This window comes from Veillonella atypica KON, from assembly GCF_002959915.1.
In the GTDB taxonomy this organism is placed as follows: domain Bacteria; phylum Bacillota; class Negativicutes; order Veillonellales; family Veillonellaceae; genus Veillonella; species Veillonella atypica.
In genome coordinates this window covers 243799-263423 of record NZ_PPDE01000003.1, presented here as the reverse complement: position 1 = coordinate 263423, position 19625 = coordinate 243799, and the positions used below count along the sequence as shown (strand labels likewise).

Here is a 19625-nt window from a genome sequence, read left to right as displayed (position 1 = left end):
GTCTGCAGGTGTAATAACTTGTTGTCCAAATATTAACGTTTGGAGAATTGGCTTGCTTTGCGGGCTTTTTTAAGACCGTATTTTTTACGTTCTTTCATACGTGGGTCACGAGTCAAGAAGCCAGCTTTTTTCAAAGATTGACGAAGTTCGCCATCTACGTCCAATAACGCACGGGAGATACCGTGACGAATTGCACCAGCTTGACCGGAAGGACCGCCACCAGCTACAGTTGCGATTACATCGTATTGTTCAACTGTGTTAGTCAAATTCAAAGGTTGTTTTACGATCAATTCCAAAGTTTGGCGACCGAAATATTCATTAAGTTCACGTTTGTTAACAGTGATTTTACCTGTGCCCGGTACCAGACGAACTCTAGCAACGGAAGATTTTCTACGACCAGTGCCGTAATATTGTGCTACTGCCATTATATGTTCCTCCCTCTAGATTATCGTACGGAAATTTCTAATACTTCTGGTTTTTGAGCTGCATGTGGATGCTCAGGACCAGCGTATACGTTTAATTTACGGTATTGTTGTGCACCCAATTTGTTTTTTGGAAGCATACCACGAACTGCCATTTCAACAACACGTTCAGGTTGTTTTTCAAGCATCATGGACAATTTAGTGAAACGGGAACCACCTGGGTAACCAGAGTGACGGAAGTATTCCTTTTGTTCCAATTTTTTACCAGTTACGCGAATTTTTTCTGCGTTTACAACGATCACATGGTCACCAGTGTCTACGTGTGGTGTGAAAGTTGGTTTATTTTTGCCCCGAAGAACTTTTGCAACTTCGGCAGCAAGGCGTCCTAAAGTTTTACCTTCAGCGTCAACAACATACCATTTCCGTTCGATTGTGTTCGGATTGGCCATAAATGTAGTTTTCATGCTGCATATCCTCCTAATAACGTCATAATTCTACCAAAATCAGCTTGTCCTTTGCTTCCGGGGCTAATGGAAACACGACTAAAGCTTACTCAAAATAGTATACAGATTTTATGGGGTTGTGTCAATTAAAATTTAATACTTATATGTTGTCATCAAATTATTTTTTTAATATAGAATTACACTGCTATATTACATCATTCAATACGGTCTGATCAGTATTAAGAGAAAGTTTAACCCAGTTATCACGCCAACTGCCTCCTAATTGATCTTCTACTTTTATATGTCCATATGAATCACATATAATTTGGACATAATTATCCGAATCATCATAAGCAATACGAACTTCTCCGTCTAATGTAATATACAGTAATTTGAGTTGACCGATTAATTCTATAAATTCATTTACAGTATAAATAATAAAAATGAACAGTCCCCTTTATTATCTTTCATTAGCAGAAACCTACTTATATTACATATTACTTTATATTATGCAGGAAATTTATATATTTATATAGAATAATTAATATATAATATCAAAATTAGTAAAAGTTTAATTTAGATTTTGTAAAATAATACATATTATATCAGTACTTCTATAATCTAGGAGATGATAATATGAATCTAGAAAATAAAAACTCAGGTCTCTTAAATAGTGCTCTATTTTTTTCAACAATGGGAAGCACAGCAACAACACTAGGCTTTATAACATATATATTCAATACCACCCATAGTCCCTTTGATACAGGGGCAGTTACAATAGCGACATTATTAGTTGGAATGTTATTAGGCCCATTTTTAGGGATACTCGTAAAAGAAAAAGGCTTAATGTGGTCTATGGTAGTTCCTGAAATAGTTTCGGGTTTTATATTATTAATTTTTGTTTTCATAGATAACCTATATCTAGTATATATCATAGCTTTTCTTATAGGTTTTAATAATAAAATTTTAGGAATCGCTAGACTTTCATTTGTACCTAATATTACAAATGATTTAGTCAAATTCAATGCACTGCTCCGGTCTATTAATCGTTTTGCATTAATAAGTGGTTCCTTATTATTTAGCGTTATAATTAATTACTCTTTAACGATGGTATTCGTTATTGATGCAATTACTTATATTGTTTCAGCCTACCTACTTTATCGTTTAAATAGAAATGTAAGAATACAGTCACACTCAACTATCTCAAAAAAAACTATTAGAGAAAGCATATATGATCGCATTCAACTTCTATTAAAAGGATATAAGTTATTATTCCTAAATAAAAAAATTAATTTTATAGTTTATTTGGGTATATTAGCCAGAATATTTTATATGTGTATACCTATTCTACTATTAATATTTATTAAAGATATCTTACATTTAACTGATAGTCAGTATGGATATACGCAAACAATCTCTAGATTGGCATCATTCATTATTTTTGGAATTCTTGCTAAATATTTTACCATTAATTTAGCAACGAGTTTTAAAAAGATTTTGTTCCCTCTTTTTATACTATACGGAGGAAGTATTTTTTGCATAGCCTATATAGACACAATAGAACAACTTTATATTCTATATAGTATATCTGAAATATTATTATTTACAGCCGTTGTTTTAGTTCATGCATATATACAATCTATTTTTTCACAGGAAGAGTTAACATTAGCTAGCGGTTCTGTAAGTACAGGCTTCTCTATTGGATCAATATTATCAATAACTATATTTACAAACTTAGCAAATATATTACCGCTACATGATATATTTTTTATATGTGGACTGGGGATAATTATAAGCACAGCTATTATAATAGGCTATACTCGATTAAACCAAGAAAGATAGATTTTATGATAATTATTTGATTTACCCTTTTATAAATAATACACACATAATATATAAAAAATCCGCAGTGCGTTGCACTGCGGATTTTTGCGCCAAATTATTTGGAGTACAATTCGACGATAAGTGTTTCGTTAACTTCGATAGGAAGTTCTTCACGTTGAGGAAGACGAGTGAAAGTAGCTTTGAAGCCTTCCAAGTCTTTTTCAATGTAAGGAAGTTCGAAAGAACGAAGTTCTTGGAAATTAGTTTTGAACATTTCGTTGTCGCGGGAAGCTTCACGAAGTTCAATAACGTCACCTGGTTTACAGGAGTAGGATGGGATGTCTACACGACGACCATTTACCAAAATGTGGCCATGGTTTACCATTTGACGAGCTTGACGAATGGAGTTACCGAAGCCGATGCGATATACAAGGTTATCAAGACGTTGTTCCAAAAGGATCAACATGTTTTGACCTGTAACACCTTGCATTTTTTTCGCTTTATCATAATAGCGTACGAACTGGCGTTCTAGCAAGTTGTAGTAAGCTTTAACTTTTTGTTTTTCTAATAATTGTGTGCCATACTCAGACATTTTTTTCTGACGTTGGTCTTTTTTGACGCGATTCAAGGCTTTTGCGTGACCGAATACGTTCACACCAAAGCGACGACAAAGTTTGAATCGAGCCTCTCTTCTCGTTGCCATGTGATTATCACCTCATAAATTAATATATACTTGTACCACGACATAAAGGTACTTAGTAATAATATCACTTCTTATGCCCCTATGTCAATTAGTTCTACCTATAAATAGCATGTGCAAAGCATATTCTTTCGCCATACTATTTATCATTATTTTTACTCACCTATCATAGCATTAGAAACGAAATTTCTTATAAAAGAACCGCTCTATATCTATTCTAATTAATTCATCGCCTTTTATAGATTTAGATGAAAAAATACTTATAGTATGCTACAATACAATTAATATAGGTAATAAGTAGTAATGTGAGGTTTTTATTATAATCGGAGTACCGAAATGAAAGAATTACCAACCATGCAAGAGCTACAAAGTTTTATTACATATAATAAAACAGGTAGCTTTACACTAGCAGCACAAACGATGAATATCACCCAATCTGCTTTCAGTGCGCAAATGAAAAAATTAGAACGACTTGTAGGCGTTAAATTAATTTCTCGTTCCACCCGCGGTAGTCGTTTGACGCCAGAAGGTGAACTATTCCTGCCTGAAGCAGAACTCGTATTGGACACATTGGAGAGAGCCATACAATCCATCCGTTTAGCTAGCAAGGTTGAACGCCCTATCCTAAACATCGGCGTTCTTCGTAGCCTCGGCGACATTCGCCTCAACGGATATGTATCGCATTTCTTTGAAAACCATCCTGAATTTTCTGTATCTATTTACGATATGGAAGAAGAAGAGCTATTGCTCGATTTACGAGAAAATCGTATCGACATTGCCCTTCTCTATTTACCAAATAATAAGGACATGTCCTTATATGAATCAAAAGCGCTACGGGAAGATGAATTTGTATATTATGCGCCAAAATTGATTGATCAAGTTAAAGAAGCTACGTTAAAATCAATTCAACAATTCCCACTTTTAATGTATCCACCTAAATATTTTATGTACCGTACATTAAAAGCATATGTAGGTAATGGTCAACAAAATCTACACATCCGTGGTAGTCGCTTATCTAATCCGTACACAATGATTGATTATTGTGGTAAGAATGAATCTGGTTGCATCGTAGCGCGTCAAATTCTCGACGCCCTCAACATCACTACTGGCTATTTACCATTAGAAAAACCATTTAAGTTACAAGTATGTTTCGCATACAAGAAAAATAATTCTAAAACTGAAACGATGCATACATTTATGGACTATGTCCATCAGGAATCCCCTGCGAGATTATAATACTCAATCCCTCGTTTTATTAGCGAGGGATTTTTTATTGTTTTCAAACTCAATAATCTACTACTGACAGGGTACAATAACCATGATACACTAATATGAGATTTATAATCATTGTGAGGTATATATGTTATTATCTATATTCTATTTTTTATTAGCCGGTATCGCTGAAATTGGCGGTGGATATCTCGTCTGGCTCTACATACGCGATGATAAAAGTCCTCTATATCTACTAGCAGGCGCCATTATCTTAATCTTGTACGGTATAATTCCTACATTTCAACCAGAGGCCAGTTTTGGCAAGGTCTATGCTGCATACGGCGGCGTATTTATTGCACTCTCCATTCTATGGGGCTGGTTTGTCGATGGATTGCGCCCCGACATGTACGATATTATCGGCGGTCTAGTTTGCCTTGTAGGTGTATATATCATCATGTATGCACCACGATAAATTTCATACACAATATGATATTAATAACTATGCTGAAAGCGACACATGGTGTCGCTTTTTGTATTTGTACTGCACACATCTGAATTTATAACACAAAAAAGCAGTTATCCGAAGATAACTGCTTTAGCTTGGTGGACGATGACAGGATCGAACTGCCGACATCCTGCTTGTAAGGCAGGCGCTCTCCCAGCTGAGCTAATCGTCCATGTGGTGACCCGTCCGGGAATCGAACCCGGGATACCGCCGTGAAAGGGCGGTGTCTTAACCGCTTGACCAACGGGCCATGATATGAAATTGGCTCCCCGAGTAGGACTCGAACCTACGACCGATCGGTTAACAGCCGATTGCTCTACCGACTGAGCTATCGAGGAACATTAGTGGAGCGGGAAACGAGATTCGAACTCGCGACCCCCGCCTTGGCAAGGCGGTGCTCTACCGCTGAGCTATTCCCGCATATGGTGGACGATGACAGGATCGAACTGCCGACATCCTGCTTGTAAGGCAGGCGCTCTCCCAGCTGAGCTAATCGTCCATATTGGTGACCCGTCCGGGAATCGAACCCGGGATACCGCCGTGAAAGGGCGGTGTCTTAACCGCTTGACCAACGGGCCAAAGTTGGTGACTCACCCGCGACTCGAACGCGGGACACCCTGATTAAAAGTCAGGTGCTCTGCCAACTGAGCTAGTGAGTCATGAATGGCTCCCCGAGTAGGACTCGAACCTACGACCGATCGGTTAACAGCCGATTGCTCTACCAACTGAGCTATCGAGGAATGTATGGAGCGGGAAACGAGATTCGAACTCGCGACCCCCGCCTTGGCAAGGCGGTGCTCTACCGCTGAGCTATTCCCGCATACAGAACCGATAATTACTATATCATAATTACCTTCTGTTAGTCAAGAACTAAACCAGGTCAGTTCTGACTGCCTTATAATAATATCAATTTACACATATAGTGTCAATGGTTTTTCAATGAATTTCCTATAAAAATAATACGAAATCTATATGATACAAATCTACCTGATTTACAACAAACATATAAAAGAGGACTTTCAAATATATAGTTTCATTACTATTTCTTAAGTAAAGGAACTATATATCATGAAGTCCTCTCTATCATTATTTAATATCTTCTTGTCTACCTTTACCGGCACCATCCTCAGCGGCACGAACCTCTGCTTCTACGAATGTTTTCATGTCATTTAACATATGCATAGATGCATCTACGATAGATAGCCCCATTGTAGAGCCTAAGCCTTCATCGATTTGTAAATCATAATGTAATGGAGGTTTTACATCTAAAAAACGACATTGTTCCTTATGAATAGGATCATCGTAAACAGCGGATGAGAAAACATAGTCTTTCACCAATGGTTCCATCGTCACTGCTGCGAGTACAGCAGCACCAGTTAGTGCATTATCGTATACCACAGCCATACGATGACTAGCAGCACCTAAGATAAAGCCTGTTAAGAAAGTAATATCGAGGCCACCTACTACATGAAGCAAACGCAATAGCGCAGTGCGACGGTCGCTTTCAGATAAAACAGACCAATCATCTACAGTAATATCAAATGGATCTACAAACGAATGGATGTGTACAGCACGCTGTGCAATGGTAGGTCCATTATCAAATTCTGTCAATAAAGTCTCGTATGATGCGCCTGTAATGGTAGCGGTCGTAACCAACGCATCAAGAAATGTGCGTTCACCTATATTACCTAAGGCCACCACTTGTAGGCCTGCTTCATGTAATTTATCCGCATAACCAAAGCCCATTTCAAGCGCCTGTTCCAATTCATCATAACTAATAGAAGGTTCTACGCCAAAGAAGTGGGACCCATTACGAATAACTCGAGAATCAATATTCGCCAAATGTTTTGTATCTTGTTCTAAGCCAATATTAACAACGTAAACCGGTGCTTGTAATTTAAATGCCGCCCCTTGCGTAGCACTCATACCTTCATTAAATCGTTTTATTGCATTTAAACTAGTATGTCCATGTTCAACATTTTGAGGACCGTCCACAAGATGGTCTGCGCCTACTATAAGAACACCATATTTTAAATGATTTGGTTTAGGATTCGCCAATACGCCTGCAAATCGTTCAGCTATCGTTTCGAGCATAGCCAGGCTATAAATAGGTTTGGTTAAATTATCAATGCGATACCGGCATGTTTCCATCGCTTTCGTATCTAATGGTTGAATGTTAAAAGCTCTCATGCCTTACCTCCTGTGACAGACTTATACATATGCACTGCAAGGTCAAGCATCCCCATTTGAACGGAGCCACCAGAGGCTTCTCCTAAGCAAAGACCTAAGTCCACATAGGCTTCTAATCCAAGATTTTGCAATGAAGATTTAGCCGCTTTTTCTGCAGATAAATGAGAGGCCATAACGTAATCCATGGAGGCTGGAACCAATGTTTTAGCCACCAGTGCGCAAGCAGATGTATTAAAGCCATCGATGATGACCATACCATGATGAGCAGCTGCCCCCAAAATAACACCTACAATACATGTAAATTCAAAGCCCCCTACGGCAGCCAAAATACCAATGGCGTCGTCCTTTGGGATATCCTTATATTTAACTAATACATCATGAACGATGCGTTGTTTTAATTTAAGGCGCTCATCGGAAATATTCGTGCCTCGCCCAGTGGCCTCTTCTGCAGTAAGACCGGCAAACTTAGCCGTCATAAGTGCACTAGCTGTCGTGTTGGAAATCCCCATTTCACCTACAAGAAACACATTGTACCCGTCAGCCATCTTTTCTTGAACCAATTTGATGCCCGTCTCAATACCTTCGATTGCTTGTTCCCGCGTCATAGCCGGTTCTTCTACAAAATTCTTTGTGCCCATCCCCAACTTATGAGAACGCAGTCCAGGGACCCAGCTCATATCCGCATCAATGCCCATGTCGATAACTTCCATATGCGCACTACAATAATTGGCTAAGGAATTGGCGCCAGCCCCTTTTGGAATTAAATAGTTTTGCGTCATGCCAACAGTAGTTTCCTTTGGATAGGCACTAACCCCCATATCGGCAACGCCATGATCGGCAGAGGCAATGATCATACAAGGTTTTGGAATTGTTACATTCTTTTGATTTGTAGCTGCCCCATATTGAGCCACCATATTGACGAGACGTCCATATTGCTTACTATCTGACGCATCATTCCAATTCTTAATAATATGTTGTTCAATCTCTTTACTACGACTGTGAATCGCGTCGCAGGTTTCTTGTAGTAACCCCATAACAACTCCTCTTAATTATTCTTAATTTGTCCCGTCAAGTACGGTAATTTATTTCTAACATCTCGGCTTCTATTTAAATAGTCTTCTAAGGCTTGGCCTTCGTCTTCTTGTGAAAGTATTTCTTTTACCCGACGAATTTCGTCTTCCATTTTAGACAAGCCTTCTAATACATTATGACGATTCCCATAAATGATTTCACGCCACATGGATGGCAAACCGCCGGCTACACGCGTACAGTCACGGAATCCACCCGCGGATAAACGCATACGTAATTCGCCGAGCTCATCGCCACCAGATACTTGTGTTAAAATGGCGGCTATCAGATGCGGCATATGACTAACCATCGCTAAATACGCATCATGAGCATATACATCGACAAATTCGATACGGGAACCAACGGCACGCCCCATATCAGCCAATTCTTTAGCCACCTCTACATTATATACGTCAGACGCCTTATCCTCTAATACAATCCACCCCATGCCTTTAAATAGGTTTTTATGAGACACTTCATAGCCGCCCTTTTCAGATCCCGCCATAGGATGAACAGATACGAAAAAGGTTCCCTTTGGAATAGATTCATACACGGCACGTACAAAATTTTCCTTTGCACTGGATACATCTGTTACCACCTGACCTGGTTTAAACAGATGAGCCACCTCTGTAAAAAGTCGAGCATTAGTATCTGGCGGCAAGGAAAACACTACGATATCCGAATATTCAATGAGTGGCTCTACCTCGGTCCAAGCTTGGGATACTACCCCATCTTGTAATGCTGCATCACATACCTCTTGTCGGCGTGCATACCCTACTACATCATAATCTGTATAGGCTTTCAAAGCCTTTGCCAACGAACCACCCAACAAACCTAACCCAATGATACCTACGGTTTTACTCATATAAACCTACTTTCACAAGCGTCCCTATATCTCCAATATAGAAACGCAAACAAACTATACCACTACACCTCAATAAGACGTTTTTCTTTCCATTTTCCGCTATACCAGCGATAGATAAACAATACACCTCGTAAAATCTCATCAGCAGCCATAGCAATCCATATGCCTACAAGGCCCCAGCCCCAATAAATACCAAATAGGTACGATAATGGCACAGCACATAACCACATGCCAAAGATACCAACTAGCATTGGGGTACGAATATCACCTGCGGCCTGTAAACAACCGACCATAACGATATTGACCGCCCGCCCTAGTTCAAGGAAAATCTCAACCAAGAGCACATTATGGGCTAAGGATAAAATCTCAGGATCCGTTGTAAATACAGATAGAACCGTATCACTCGTTATATAAAAGAACGTTGCCAATCCTACATTGATAGCGATGGCTAAAAACATAGAATGCCACACGCGATTCGTTACTTCATCTTGCCGTTTAGCGCCCATCAAGAATCCTACCATAACTTGCGATGCATTTGATAAGGCTATGGTATACACATAACACAACATGGCGATGACATATACATAAACCTTCGTATTAATCACAGTTAACCCTAGAATATTGACCATCTTCATAATCGTCGTTTGCGATAATTGATAGCTCAATGTTTCACCGCCAGATGGCACACTAATATGGAGCAAGGATTTAACCGTATGCCAAGGAAAGGGTCTTAAATAAGACGTGCTAACCTGCAACTGCAACAGTGTCTTGAACAGATATACGATGATAAGAAGGCCAATTACCTTTGAAAGCCACGTAGAAATAGATACACCGAGTACACCAAGACTCGGTATCGGGCCATGACCGAAAATTAGAATATAATTCGTTCCTACATGGATAATATTCATAACGAGTGCCACATACATGGTAATACGCGTCAACGAATGGCCTCTAAATACGGCAACCAATGCATAGTACATGGCCTGTATTGGTAATCCTGCCGCTACAATAGTCGTATATAACGATGTATCCCCCATCGTTTCTGGTGGTATCCCAAGCCATGTAAAAATCCATTCATGGCAAGTGATGAAAAACACCGCCGCCACAGAGGAGAATACAAAGTTTAGCACTAAACTAACGGTACAAACCTCTGATAACTTTGACTGATTTCGAGCACCCAAGTATTGGGCAATCAAAATCGTCGTGGCAGTGCTCATAACAACGATGAGCATGATAAAAATATTTAAAATTTGATTCGCATTAGCTACAGCGGCTACCGCCTGTGGCGAGTAATGACTCATCATCAGTTGGTCGATATTGCCGACGAGCATTTGCAGGAATACTTCGATAAATATAGGCCAGCTTAAGGTCCAAATAGACAAGCTAATGCCTTTTTCATATGTTTTCATAGTATCCCCTTTATATTACGCATCAAACTTTATCAACTAAAAGAAAACACCTTTTGCTTTTTCTTTAGTCTCTTGATCTGCTATGAATGGAATTCTTGTGGTTCTACCTTCTTTAGCAGCTACAATTTTTTTGAATGGGAAATCGAATATTTCTCGATTCCACGTATTTACCGCATCATTATATAACGTTCTAGCAGCTGTAATTTCTTTTTGCAAATATGAATTTTGTTGCATCGCATCGCGAATTGTATCTTGGCTTTGCAATTCTGGATAATTTTCTATAGCTACATTTAATGCTCTCGTCGCTTTATTAAGCTGAGCATTTACATCGCTTCTAGATTCTTCACTAAAATTACCACTTCTATACTTTGCAATATCCACAAGAATGTCTTTATCTACTTCGATAGATTTTTCTACAAGTTTAGCCGCATTAGAAAGAATAACAACCCGTTGTTCCATATAGTTATCAATTTCAGATGCTGCATTTTGAATTCGTTGTTCCATCATATTAAATTCGGAACTAATTTGTTTTAATCGCCACCAAGGATAAACAAGTACAACCACACCTATAGCAGATATGAGGTACTTGTCAATCACTATCCCTAAAACGATAGCAATTACACCGATAGCCATTAAAATCGTAGGTATCAGTTTTTCAAAACCACTGGTTTCTACGGGAATCACCTTAGCAATAACATGTACATCTCTGCCTTCTGCCATAATCTCTGGGGTCATTTCATCAAGTTGATTAGCCATTTTACTTACCTCCATTTTGTTCAAAAATCGTATGTAATAAGTCTACTAGAGACTGATTATCTTTATAGAGTTTCCCTACCATAAAATGTCCATAGGCAAAGGAACCATTTTTGTTATTTTCGGATCGTTGGTAATGATTCAATTCTTTAATACGCTTGAAATCATCGTCAACTGTATCTACTTCTGCTACTTCAATAAGTTCATGCTTTGTAACCGGCACATATTCATTCCACTTAACTGGTACATAATAGGTTCTACCATTACCTGCTGTAACAGGAACCTCATCCACATGCTCAATAGTCCTATACGAATAAGCATCTACCTTGATAATTTCCGAATCTGCCTCTTTTTTATAGTGACTCGTTTTTAGCAATGTTTTTACATTACTTCTCTGCGTTGCATCAGGAGGAATAAATAACCCAAGGTTCATCTTATTCGCGAGCATTTCTGTAATGTAATCATTATATTTAAAATCATAAGATTTCTTATAAATATAATCAGTAGAAGCCATTTGTTGATATACAGGAATTGCTAAGACTGGCAAAAATGAAAAATACATATGCTCAAAATAGCTACAGTTAAAATTAATGAATTTCTCTTTAATCTTTTCAAAGGAGAAATCATAGTATTGTGATGGTACGGTATCGAAATTCCAATCCATAGAGTTATCAGTTAAAATTTCATTGATTTTACATTGTTTATTGAAAACAAAGTCATCACCATAGGGAGAATTCTCAAAAATATCTTTGTAATTACTTTGTGCTAATGGGGTGAATAACACGCGGAACTCGACCTCATTATTTCGGTCTAATGCATTAAATTGTGCATCGAACTCTTCATTTGCCAACGCCTGAAAGTTTCCACCATCTTCTAAGGCATCTTCACTTTTCTTTCTAAGCCCTGCAATGCGTTTTGCCAGTTGAATCTTCGCACCTCCAAAATTAAATAAACCTTTTTCTGGTGGTCTTCTATGGAATATTAAATTCGGTGCTGCATGATTACCATATACCAAGGATATTCTATCCGCATAATATGGACCAGGTCGTTTTAAAGTGGCACGAAGTGTTTCACTTACATCTCTAGTTTTTGTATTGCCATCAGAATCTATATATTCTTCTGTATAGACGACCTCACGAGTACCTTCATATGTATAATCATCAATCCAATGGATAATACGCTTAATAAACACAAAAGGATTTCCTAAAATATCTCCGGAAGTAATATCCAATGTAGAGCGATTTACATCATCTTTTTCTAAAAAGCCATAATCTTTAACGAGCTGTTCATAACGTTCCATATTAAAATTGGAATCTAGATGAATAAAGGGAATCGCCTTTTTTATAAGTTCTGCGGTCATTTCACTATGAAATAATTCATTTAGAGGCTCCATCATTTCATAGCCGTCCTCACGCATTTGACTTAGCGTTGCATCTAAATCATTCAGTTTCTCTTCGAGGCTCTTACGATTAGGTCGAATCCAATATACATACAGCCCTATGCATAAGACTATAATAGCGATACATATAACGATGGATAGAATATCCATTTGCGGTTGTGAAAACTGATACACACCATAAATAAGTGCGCCTATGCCCACAATGAAATCGATAATTCGTACAATACCAAATCGTTTATATGTACTGTTAGACTGATTTCGATTCTCCGAAACATTCGTATACTTATCGATTAAGTCTTTATTTTTATTAATATCAACCTGTGATTGATTTACCAAATCTTGAAAATAATCTTCTGTAATACCTTGGAATGTATCCTTAAGACTTTCTCTGTAATACTTTAGTGGTTCTAGTAATGCTTCATTATATTCATTCGACACGTTACTCTACCCCTCTATCTTATGGCTGTAATAGTTAAAATACGTCTAGCAGGTACTATACCTATGTTTAATTATAAATAACTTAAATTAAAATTAGTATATCAGTTAAGAAAAACTCCGTAAAGTAATTATCACTAACCGAAAAGTAATAAAATGAAAATCCCCTCTTTACATAGTAGTCAGTAAAGAGGGGACCTATATCAGAACACGATATATGTTAAGTTAAACTTACTTAAATTGATTGCAAAGGCTATCAAATAATGCTTGATCAGGTTTAACAACATCTTCAGTCAATGGACGTGGATGTGTACCACCATTAACAGCGGCCATAGCTTTTTCAAAGGAAGGTTTAGTCGTATCTTGATAGATAAGACCAGTAACCAAACCTTGTGTTTCACCTAATGTTTTAAGTGCAGTCGCACGGTCTGTTGGATCATATCCTTCTGGCAAGCTAGTCAAATGTTCTTTGAACCAGTCATAGCTATTGTGTTTGTTGTATGTAACACATGGGCTAAATACGTTGATGAAGGAGAAGCCTTCATGGTCCATAGCTTGTTGAATCAAATCAACGAGTTCAGCACGGTTAATCATATAACCTTGTGCAACAAATGTAGCACCTGCAGCGATAGCAGTTTCACAAACGGACAATGGTGATTCAAAGGCCCCACGAGGTGTTGTTTTTGTAACAAAACCGATATCGGAACGAGGGGATGCTTGACCTTTAGTCAAACCGTAAACATGGTTATCCATAACGATATATGTCATGTTTACATTACGTTTGAAAGCATGAATAGTATGACCCATACCGATAGCGAACGCATCACCATCACCGGAACAAGCGATAACTTCTAAGTCTTGGTTAGCAAGTTTAACGCCTTGAGCGTATGGAAGCGCACGACCATGAGTTGTATGTGCACCATATGCATAGAAATAACCACCGATACGGCTAGAACAACCGATACCAGAGATAACTGCCAATTTTTCAGGTGGAATATTTTTTGCTACTACTGCATCAGTAATGGCAGCTTGTACCCCATAATGACCACAACCAGGACACCAGTTAGGGCGAATATCATTTCTGTAATCTTTAGCTGTTGTCATATTATAGGACCTCCTTAATTGCATTTTTCACATATGATTTTGTGAATGGATTACCATCATATTTCAAGCAGCTAGAAATTTTGGATTTCTTATGCATGTTGATTTTGAATAGGTTAGTCAATTGACCTGTTGCATTATGTTCTACAATAACAACTTTTTTAGCTGCATCCATGAATGGTTGCAATTGTTTTGCAGGGAATGGTTTAATCAAACGAAGTTGTAAATGGTTAACTTTAACGCCTTCTTGATCGAATTCAGCAACTGCTTCTTCGATAGCACCACGGCTAGAAGCCATACCTACAACGAGTACATCAGCTTCATCGTATTTTGCATTGTTCAAGAATGGTTCATAGTTATCAGCTACAGTTTCCAATTTGCGGAAACGTTTATCAGTTTGCGCTACGTGCATTGTAGGCGCTTCTGCTGGTTTACCTTCTTCATTATGTTCTAGACCTGTAGAAAGGAATAGACCATTTTTCATGCCAGGAATCGTACGAGGAGAAATACCATCTTCTGTCAATTCAAAGCGTTTGAAGTAGTTAGGTTGTTCCAATTCAGGAAGGTCAGCTTCCTTCATCATTTTACCGCGATTAATAGGTACACGGTTCAAGTCGAATGTAGGAACGGATTGTTTATTCAAACCTTGTTGTAAGTCCGGCATAAAGATAACTGGGCATTGATACATTTCTGCCAAGTTGAAAGCTTTTTGAATTTCGTAGAAACATTCTTCGATGGATGTTGGAGAAATAACGATACCTGCATAATCGCCATGAGCGTTGTAGCAAGCCGCATCAATATCGGATTGTTCTACCTTTGTAGCCATACCTGTGGATGGGCCGGAACGTTGTACGTCGATAACAACCATAGGAAGTTCTGCCATGGATGCCATAGACAAGGATTCTGCCATCAAGGATAGACCAGGACCAGAAGTACAAGTGAAACCACGAACACCTGCATATACACCGCCCATAGCAGTCATACAAGCTGCAATTTCATCTTCTGTTTGAACGATAGTAGCACCTAATTTATCCATGTTTTTAATCATGTATTCCATTACTTCAGATGCTGGAGTAATAGGATAGGATGCCATGAAACGGGAACCTGCTGCAATAGCACCAAGAGCACATGCTTCATTACCTAATAAGAACATTTGATCTTTCTTACCAGGAGCTGGTAATGTATCGATTTCTACATCACCTAATTTTTCCATTACAAGGCTATGACCATCATCAAAAGCTGCCAAGTTTTTATCCACGATTTCTTGGGATTTTTTCGCAAATTTTGCAGCGATTGCATCTTTAAACATCTTAGTGTCGAAACCAAGAAGCGCTACGGACATACCAAGTGCTACGATATTACGCATCAACAAGGAACCTTGTTTCATTGCCGTTTCAGAGATTGGCAAGGATAAGCAGTTAACTTTGGAACCTTCAAATTTAGAAAAATCTGGTTTTACTTTACTATCGCAGATGATATAACCACCATCACGCACTTCAACGCCATGCATATCAACAGTTTCTTGGTCAAGAGCTAACAAGAAGTCTACGCCTTCACCAATGGACATAACTTGTTCTAATGCAACGCGCAATGCGAAGGTAGTATGACCACCTTTGATACGGGATGCAAACAAACGTTGACTATATAGAGAATATCCTTCTTTTGCAAGGATTGTAGCCATGATTTCGCCACAGCTCTCGATACCTTCACCTTGTTGTCCACCCATTTTCCAGATAAAATCTTTACGTTTTTGCAAGAGATTCACCCTCCTTAGGATATAATTACAATGCTGACAAGAGTCTACCCTATGTATATTAATTACAGCTAAGTAATAAACCTGTCTCATAGTGCAATTGTAACATGTATAGTAGACGTTTTACAATGTAACATTTCATAATTATTCTTCTTTAATACGTTCTATTACCGCATGTAGTCTATCAGTAGTAAAGAAAATTTCCTCTAATACTAGGCCTTGAGCCGGTGCTGTTTTTCCAATTCGCTTACGATCCTTTGCGACCAATAATTCAGGAATTTGGGCCACTGATTTTCGGCCCAGCCCAATGTCCACTAATAAGCCTGCTATATTTCGAACCATATGATATAAAAATCCATCACCCACAACAGAAATATCGATACGCCCTGCATTCTCTTTAATACCGATGGCATAAATGGTTTTTACCGGATCCACCGGTGTCGTATTAGCCCCTTTCAATGTAGAAAAATCATGCGTTCCTTCAAGAGCTTTACCTGCTTGACGCATGGCTTCAACATCTAGAGATTTCTTTACATGCCAATGATACCGCTGCCCCATAGGGTCTGCAATTTCACGATTATAAATGGAGTAAATATATTCCTTACCAAAAATATTATGACGAGGTTTCCAATCTAATGGTATCTCAATAGCCTCTGTTACAACGATATCCTTTGGCAAATGGGCAATCGTCGCCCGTGGAATATTCTCTACCGGTATGGATCCCGATGTTTGAAATGCACAGACTTGAAAGCGTGCATGTACACCCGCATCGGTACGCGATGCACCATAAATTTGGATTGGTTCAGCACAAATAATAGATAATGCCTTTTCCAAAGCCCCTTGAACAGTAATCCCCTTATCAGCAGGTTGTTTCTGATAACCCGCTAAATCAGTACCATCATAGGCCACAATTAATCGTATATTCCGCATTATCCTAACCACCATAGGAGTAATAAGATAGCCGTTACAATAAACACGGCTCCCAAGCCTACATAATCAACCCATGTAATGCTGAGTTCTTTCATACGCGTACGATTGACACCGCCGCGATAGCAACGTGCTTCCATAGCGATAGCCAATTCATCAGCACGGCGGAATGCACTAATAAATAATGGCACTAAGAGAGGCACCATATTTTTAGCTCGCTGAATAATCGAACCTGTTACAAAATCAGCACCACGAGCCGATTGGGCTTTCATAATACGATCCGTTTCATCAAGCAAGGTAGGAATAAAACGCAATGCAATGGTCATCATCATAGCTAGTTCATGAGCCGGCACACCGATGCGGCGGAATGGGTTTAGTAAATGTTCAATGCCATCTGTCAGCCGTATAGGTGATGTCGTATAGGTTAGCAATGACGAGAATAAGATTAAGAATACTAATCGTGCCGCCATTTGCAAGCCCATAGCCAGTCCATTATCCGTAATATTAATGATGCCATAGGAGATGATGCTATTACCAGGAGTTGTAAAAATATGAATCCCCATTGTGAATACAATGATAATCCATAATGGTTTTATCGCATTCCACATCAAACGTAATGGCAGACGAGATAATAACATAGCACCAATGGTGAAAGCCGCCACAATGCCATATGCCAATGGTGTGTTCGCCAAGAATATGGCAACAACGAAAATAGTAGTGCCTATAATTTTTGCCCGTGGATCCATACGATGTAATAACGAGTTACCAGGGAAGAATTGGCCAATTGTAATATTATTTAACATGTTGACCTCCTTCTAGAATAGCTTGTACAGCATCATCTACGGTTAATACTTCGTTTGATACATCAAGGCCTCGGTTCCGCAATAATTCGATCAATACGGACACAGGTGGCACATCTACGCCAACCTGTTGTAATACATGGCGATGATGATTAAAGATATCTAACGGTTTACCATCCAGTACAATCTGACCCTTATCTAATACAATGAGACGATTCGCCATGCGTGAAATATCTTCCATATTATGAGATACGAGGATGACTGTTACATCTTTTTCCTTATGTAATTTAATAATTTCATCAAAGATTTCTTCACGCCCAAATGGATCAAGGCCTGCAGAAGGTTCATCGAGTACAAGGAAATCCGGTTCCATCGCCACTACACCAGCTATGGCAACGCGGCGCATTTGACCGCCAGATAAATGAAACGGAGAACGTTCAGCATAAGTATCATAATCCAGACCTACAAAGGCCATAGCTTCACGCACTCGACGGTCCACCTCTTCTGCATCAAGGCCTAAGTTTTTTGGCCCAAATGCAATGTCTTCGGCAATCGTTTCCTCGAAAAGTTGATGTTCAGGGTATTGGAATACCATGCCTACCTTATGACGCATATGTTTTGCTTCATCAGTTTTTTCACTTACGTCCACACCATTGACCGTCACTTTACCAGTCGTAGGATGCAATAAACCGTTGAGATGTTGTACAAATGTGGATTTACCCGATCCAGTATGTCCAATAATGCCAAGAAATTCACCATTTTCAATGGTCACTGAGATGCCCTTCAACGCTGTTTTCTCAAAAGGAGTACCCACACCATAGGTATAGGTAATATTATCTAATACAATAGCCATCAGTGTGCCTCCTTCGCATAGTACGTCGTTAATGCATCACCAAGTTCATCATTAGTAATGATATCATTAGGGATATCTACGCCCTTTTGAATGAGTTTCGATGCAACCTCAGCTGCAACAGGTACATCTAAGCCTAAATCTTTTAGCGTAGCCACTTGAGTAAATATTTCACGCGGTGTTCCCTCTTGTAATTTAACGCCATTTTTCATAACCACAACACGGTCTGCGGTTACCGCTTCCTCCATAAAATGGGTAATGATTACAATGGTAATACCTTCTTCTTTATTGAGTCTATGAATTGTTTCAAGAACCTCTAAACGCCCTTTTGGATCCAACATAGCAGTAGGTTCATCTAGTACGATACAATCTGGTTTCATAGCAAGTACACCAGCAATGGCAATCCGTTGCTTTTGACCTCCAGATAATAAATGCGGACCATGTTCCGCATATTCAGTCATATTTACTGCAGCCAAAGCGTCATCAACACGTTTACGAATTTCAGCACTAGGTACGCCCAAATTCTCTGGACCAAATGCTACATCCTCTTCTACCACAGCTGCTACGATTTGATTATCTGGATTTTGGAATACCATGCCCACATGTTGGCGAATATTCCAGATATGTTCATCATTTAATGTGTCAAAACCACATACGGTAACATTTCCCGCTGTAGGTTGCAATAACACATTAAAATGCTTAGCCAATGTACTTTTACCACTGCCGTTAGTACCTATAATGGCCACAAATTCGCCGCGCCGTATGGTAAGACTCACATCATCTAGGGCACGCACGTCATTACCATTTTCATCAACATATAAATGGCTTAAATGATTGACCTCAATCATTGTTTCGTTTGATTTCATGAATAGCCTCGTATCTTTCTAGTCAATTTCGTTTTATGTGAAAGTTAACAATTAATCTTCCATCACTACGATAACTGCTACTATATAACGATATTTGTACTAG

General features: G+C 38.8%; 18 protein-coding genes, 9 tRNA genes and 1 pseudogene. 3 read left to right on the top strand and 25 right to left on the bottom strand.

The genetic code is table 11. The features are described 5' to 3' along the window. Positions 1–32: 32 nt before the first annotated feature. The 3 genes and pseudogenes from rpsI to VAHSUH02_RS09845 all read right to left on the bottom strand — a co-directional run. Entirely contained in the window at positions 33–425 is a 393-nt protein-coding gene (rpsI, locus tag VAHSUH02_RS02285; protein WP_005377846.1) for a 30S ribosomal protein S9, read from the bottom strand. Between the two features lie 20 nt (positions 426–445). Then, positions 446–886 (bottom strand): 50S ribosomal protein L13, encoded by a 441-nt coding sequence (gene rplM / locus VAHSUH02_RS02280; protein WP_005381375.1) that lies wholly within the window; start codon positions 884–886, stop codon positions 446–448. A 184-nt stretch (positions 887–1070) separates the two neighbouring features. Continuing rightward, a pseudogene (locus VAHSUH02_RS09845) lies at positions 1071–1301 on the bottom strand (WapI family immunity protein); the annotation flags it as partial. A 200-nt stretch (positions 1302–1501) separates the two neighbouring features. On the opposite strand from VAHSUH02_RS09845, the gene VAHSUH02_RS02270 reads away from it, so the two are divergent. Continuing rightward, a complete protein-coding gene (locus VAHSUH02_RS02270; RefSeq protein WP_005382302.1) occupies positions 1502–2707 on the top strand; it encodes an MFS transporter in 1206 nt (401 codons plus the stop codon). Between the two features lie 97 nt (positions 2708–2804). Here the strand turns inward: VAHSUH02_RS02270 and rpsD are convergent, their stop codons facing one another. Then, entirely contained in the window at positions 2805–3392 is a 588-nt protein-coding gene (gene rpsD, locus VAHSUH02_RS02265) for a 30S ribosomal protein S4 (RefSeq protein ID WP_005377187.1), read from the bottom strand. 333 nt (positions 3393–3725) lie between these two features. Here rpsD and VAHSUH02_RS02260 point away from each other — a divergent pair, with 333 nt between their 5' ends. Continuing rightward, positions 3726–4625, top strand: a complete 900-nt coding sequence (locus VAHSUH02_RS02260) for a LysR family transcriptional regulator (protein ID WP_005377113.1) — start codon at positions 3726–3728, stop codon at positions 4623–4625. A 124-nt stretch (positions 4626–4749) separates the two neighbouring features. Continuing rightward, positions 4750–5073 (top strand): YnfA family protein, encoded by a 324-nt coding sequence (locus VAHSUH02_RS02255; RefSeq protein WP_005382300.1) that lies wholly within the window; start codon positions 4750–4752, stop codon positions 5071–5073. 129 nt (positions 5074–5202) lie between these two features. Here VAHSUH02_RS02255 and VAHSUH02_RS02250 read toward each other — a convergent pair. The 21 genes from VAHSUH02_RS02250 to VAHSUH02_RS02150 all read right to left on the bottom strand — a co-directional run bounded on the left by VAHSUH02_RS02250 (position 5203) and on the right by VAHSUH02_RS02150 (position 19522). Continuing rightward, positions 5203–5278: transfer RNA gene (locus VAHSUH02_RS02250), tRNA-Val, on the bottom strand. Between the two features lie 3 nt (positions 5279–5281). Beyond that, positions 5282–5356: transfer RNA gene (locus VAHSUH02_RS02245), tRNA-Glu, on the bottom strand. Positions 5357–5368: 12 nt separating this feature from the next. Continuing rightward, positions 5369–5444: transfer RNA gene (locus VAHSUH02_RS02240), tRNA-Asn, on the bottom strand. 7 nt (positions 5445–5451) lie between these two features. Then, a tRNA-Gly gene (locus VAHSUH02_RS02235) sits at positions 5452–5526 on the bottom strand. A 3-nt stretch (positions 5527–5529) separates the two neighbouring features. Then, positions 5530–5605 (bottom strand) — tRNA-Val (locus VAHSUH02_RS02230). A 4-nt stretch (positions 5606–5609) separates the two neighbouring features. Next, a tRNA-Glu gene (locus VAHSUH02_RS02225) sits at positions 5610–5684 on the bottom strand. A 5-nt stretch (positions 5685–5689) separates the two neighbouring features. Further along, positions 5690–5765, bottom strand: a tRNA-Lys gene (locus VAHSUH02_RS02220). 5 nt (positions 5766–5770) lie between these two features. After that, positions 5771–5846: transfer RNA gene (locus VAHSUH02_RS02215), tRNA-Asn, on the bottom strand. 5 nt (positions 5847–5851) lie between these two features. Then, positions 5852–5926 (bottom strand) — tRNA-Gly (locus VAHSUH02_RS02210). A 266-nt stretch (positions 5927–6192) separates the two neighbouring features. Then, positions 6193–7296, bottom strand: coding sequence for a nicotinate-nucleotide--dimethylbenzimidazole phosphoribosyltransferase (locus VAHSUH02_RS02205; RefSeq protein WP_005382802.1), 1104 nt, complete (start codon positions 7294–7296; stop codon positions 6193–6195). Beyond that, positions 7293–8330, bottom strand: coding sequence for a nicotinate-nucleotide--dimethylbenzimidazole phosphoribosyltransferase (locus VAHSUH02_RS02200; protein ID WP_005382800.1), 1038 nt, complete (start codon positions 8328–8330; stop codon positions 7293–7295). The genes VAHSUH02_RS02205 and VAHSUH02_RS02200 overlap by 4 nt, the downstream gene beginning before the upstream one ends. Before the next feature lie 11 nt (positions 8331–8341). Next, a complete protein-coding gene (locus VAHSUH02_RS02195; protein WP_005382798.1) occupies positions 8342–9229 on the bottom strand; it encodes a prephenate dehydrogenase in 888 nt (295 codons plus the stop codon). Positions 9230–9291: 62 nt separating this feature from the next. Next, positions 9292–10638 (bottom strand): MATE family efflux transporter, encoded by a 1347-nt coding sequence (locus VAHSUH02_RS02190; protein WP_005382797.1) that lies wholly within the window; start codon positions 10636–10638, stop codon positions 9292–9294. 36 nt (positions 10639–10674) lie between these two features. Beyond that, positions 10675–11394: a LemA family protein gene (locus VAHSUH02_RS02185; protein ID WP_038148694.1), complete on the bottom strand. Its 720-nt coding sequence runs from the start codon at positions 11392–11394 to the stop codon at positions 10675–10677. Position 11395: 1 nt separating this feature from the next. Then, complete coding sequence (locus tag VAHSUH02_RS02180; protein WP_005382788.1) at positions 11396–13228, bottom strand: MAG1210 family protein; 1833 nt, start codon at positions 13226–13228, stop codon at positions 11396–11398. A gap of 228 nt (positions 13229–13456) precedes the next feature. Next, positions 13457–14329: a 2-oxoacid:ferredoxin oxidoreductase subunit beta gene (locus tag VAHSUH02_RS02175; RefSeq protein ID WP_005382786.1), complete on the bottom strand. Its 873-nt coding sequence runs from the start codon at positions 14327–14329 to the stop codon at positions 13457–13459. 1 nt (position 14330) lies between these two features. Then, positions 14331–16082 carry a 2-oxoacid:acceptor oxidoreductase subunit alpha gene (locus VAHSUH02_RS02170; RefSeq protein WP_005381704.1) on the bottom strand — a complete coding sequence of 584 codons (1752 nt, stop codon included), beginning with the start codon at positions 16080–16082 and terminating at the stop codon, positions 14331–14333. 141 nt (positions 16083–16223) lie between these two features. Next, positions 16224–17009, bottom strand: a complete 786-nt coding sequence (gene truA / locus VAHSUH02_RS02165; protein WP_005382782.1) for a tRNA pseudouridine(38-40) synthase TruA — start codon at positions 17007–17009, stop codon at positions 16224–16226. Then, entirely contained in the window at positions 17009–17809 is an 801-nt protein-coding gene (locus tag VAHSUH02_RS02160) for an energy-coupling factor transporter transmembrane component T family protein (RefSeq protein ID WP_005382780.1), read from the bottom strand. The genes truA and VAHSUH02_RS02160 overlap by 1 nt, the downstream gene beginning before the upstream one ends. Continuing rightward, the gene (locus VAHSUH02_RS02155) at positions 17799–18659 is read right to left on the bottom strand and encodes an energy-coupling factor transporter ATPase (protein ID WP_005381679.1); all 861 of its coding nucleotides are present in this window, start codon (positions 18657–18659) and stop codon (positions 17799–17801) included. The genes VAHSUH02_RS02160 and VAHSUH02_RS02155 overlap by 11 nt, the downstream gene beginning before the upstream one ends. Further along, positions 18659–19522 (bottom strand): energy-coupling factor transporter ATPase, encoded by an 864-nt coding sequence (locus VAHSUH02_RS02150; protein WP_005382778.1) that lies wholly within the window; start codon positions 19520–19522, stop codon positions 18659–18661. Before VAHSUH02_RS02150 ends, VAHSUH02_RS02155 begins: the two co-directional genes overlap by 1 nt. Positions 19523–19625 lie beyond the last annotated feature (103 nt).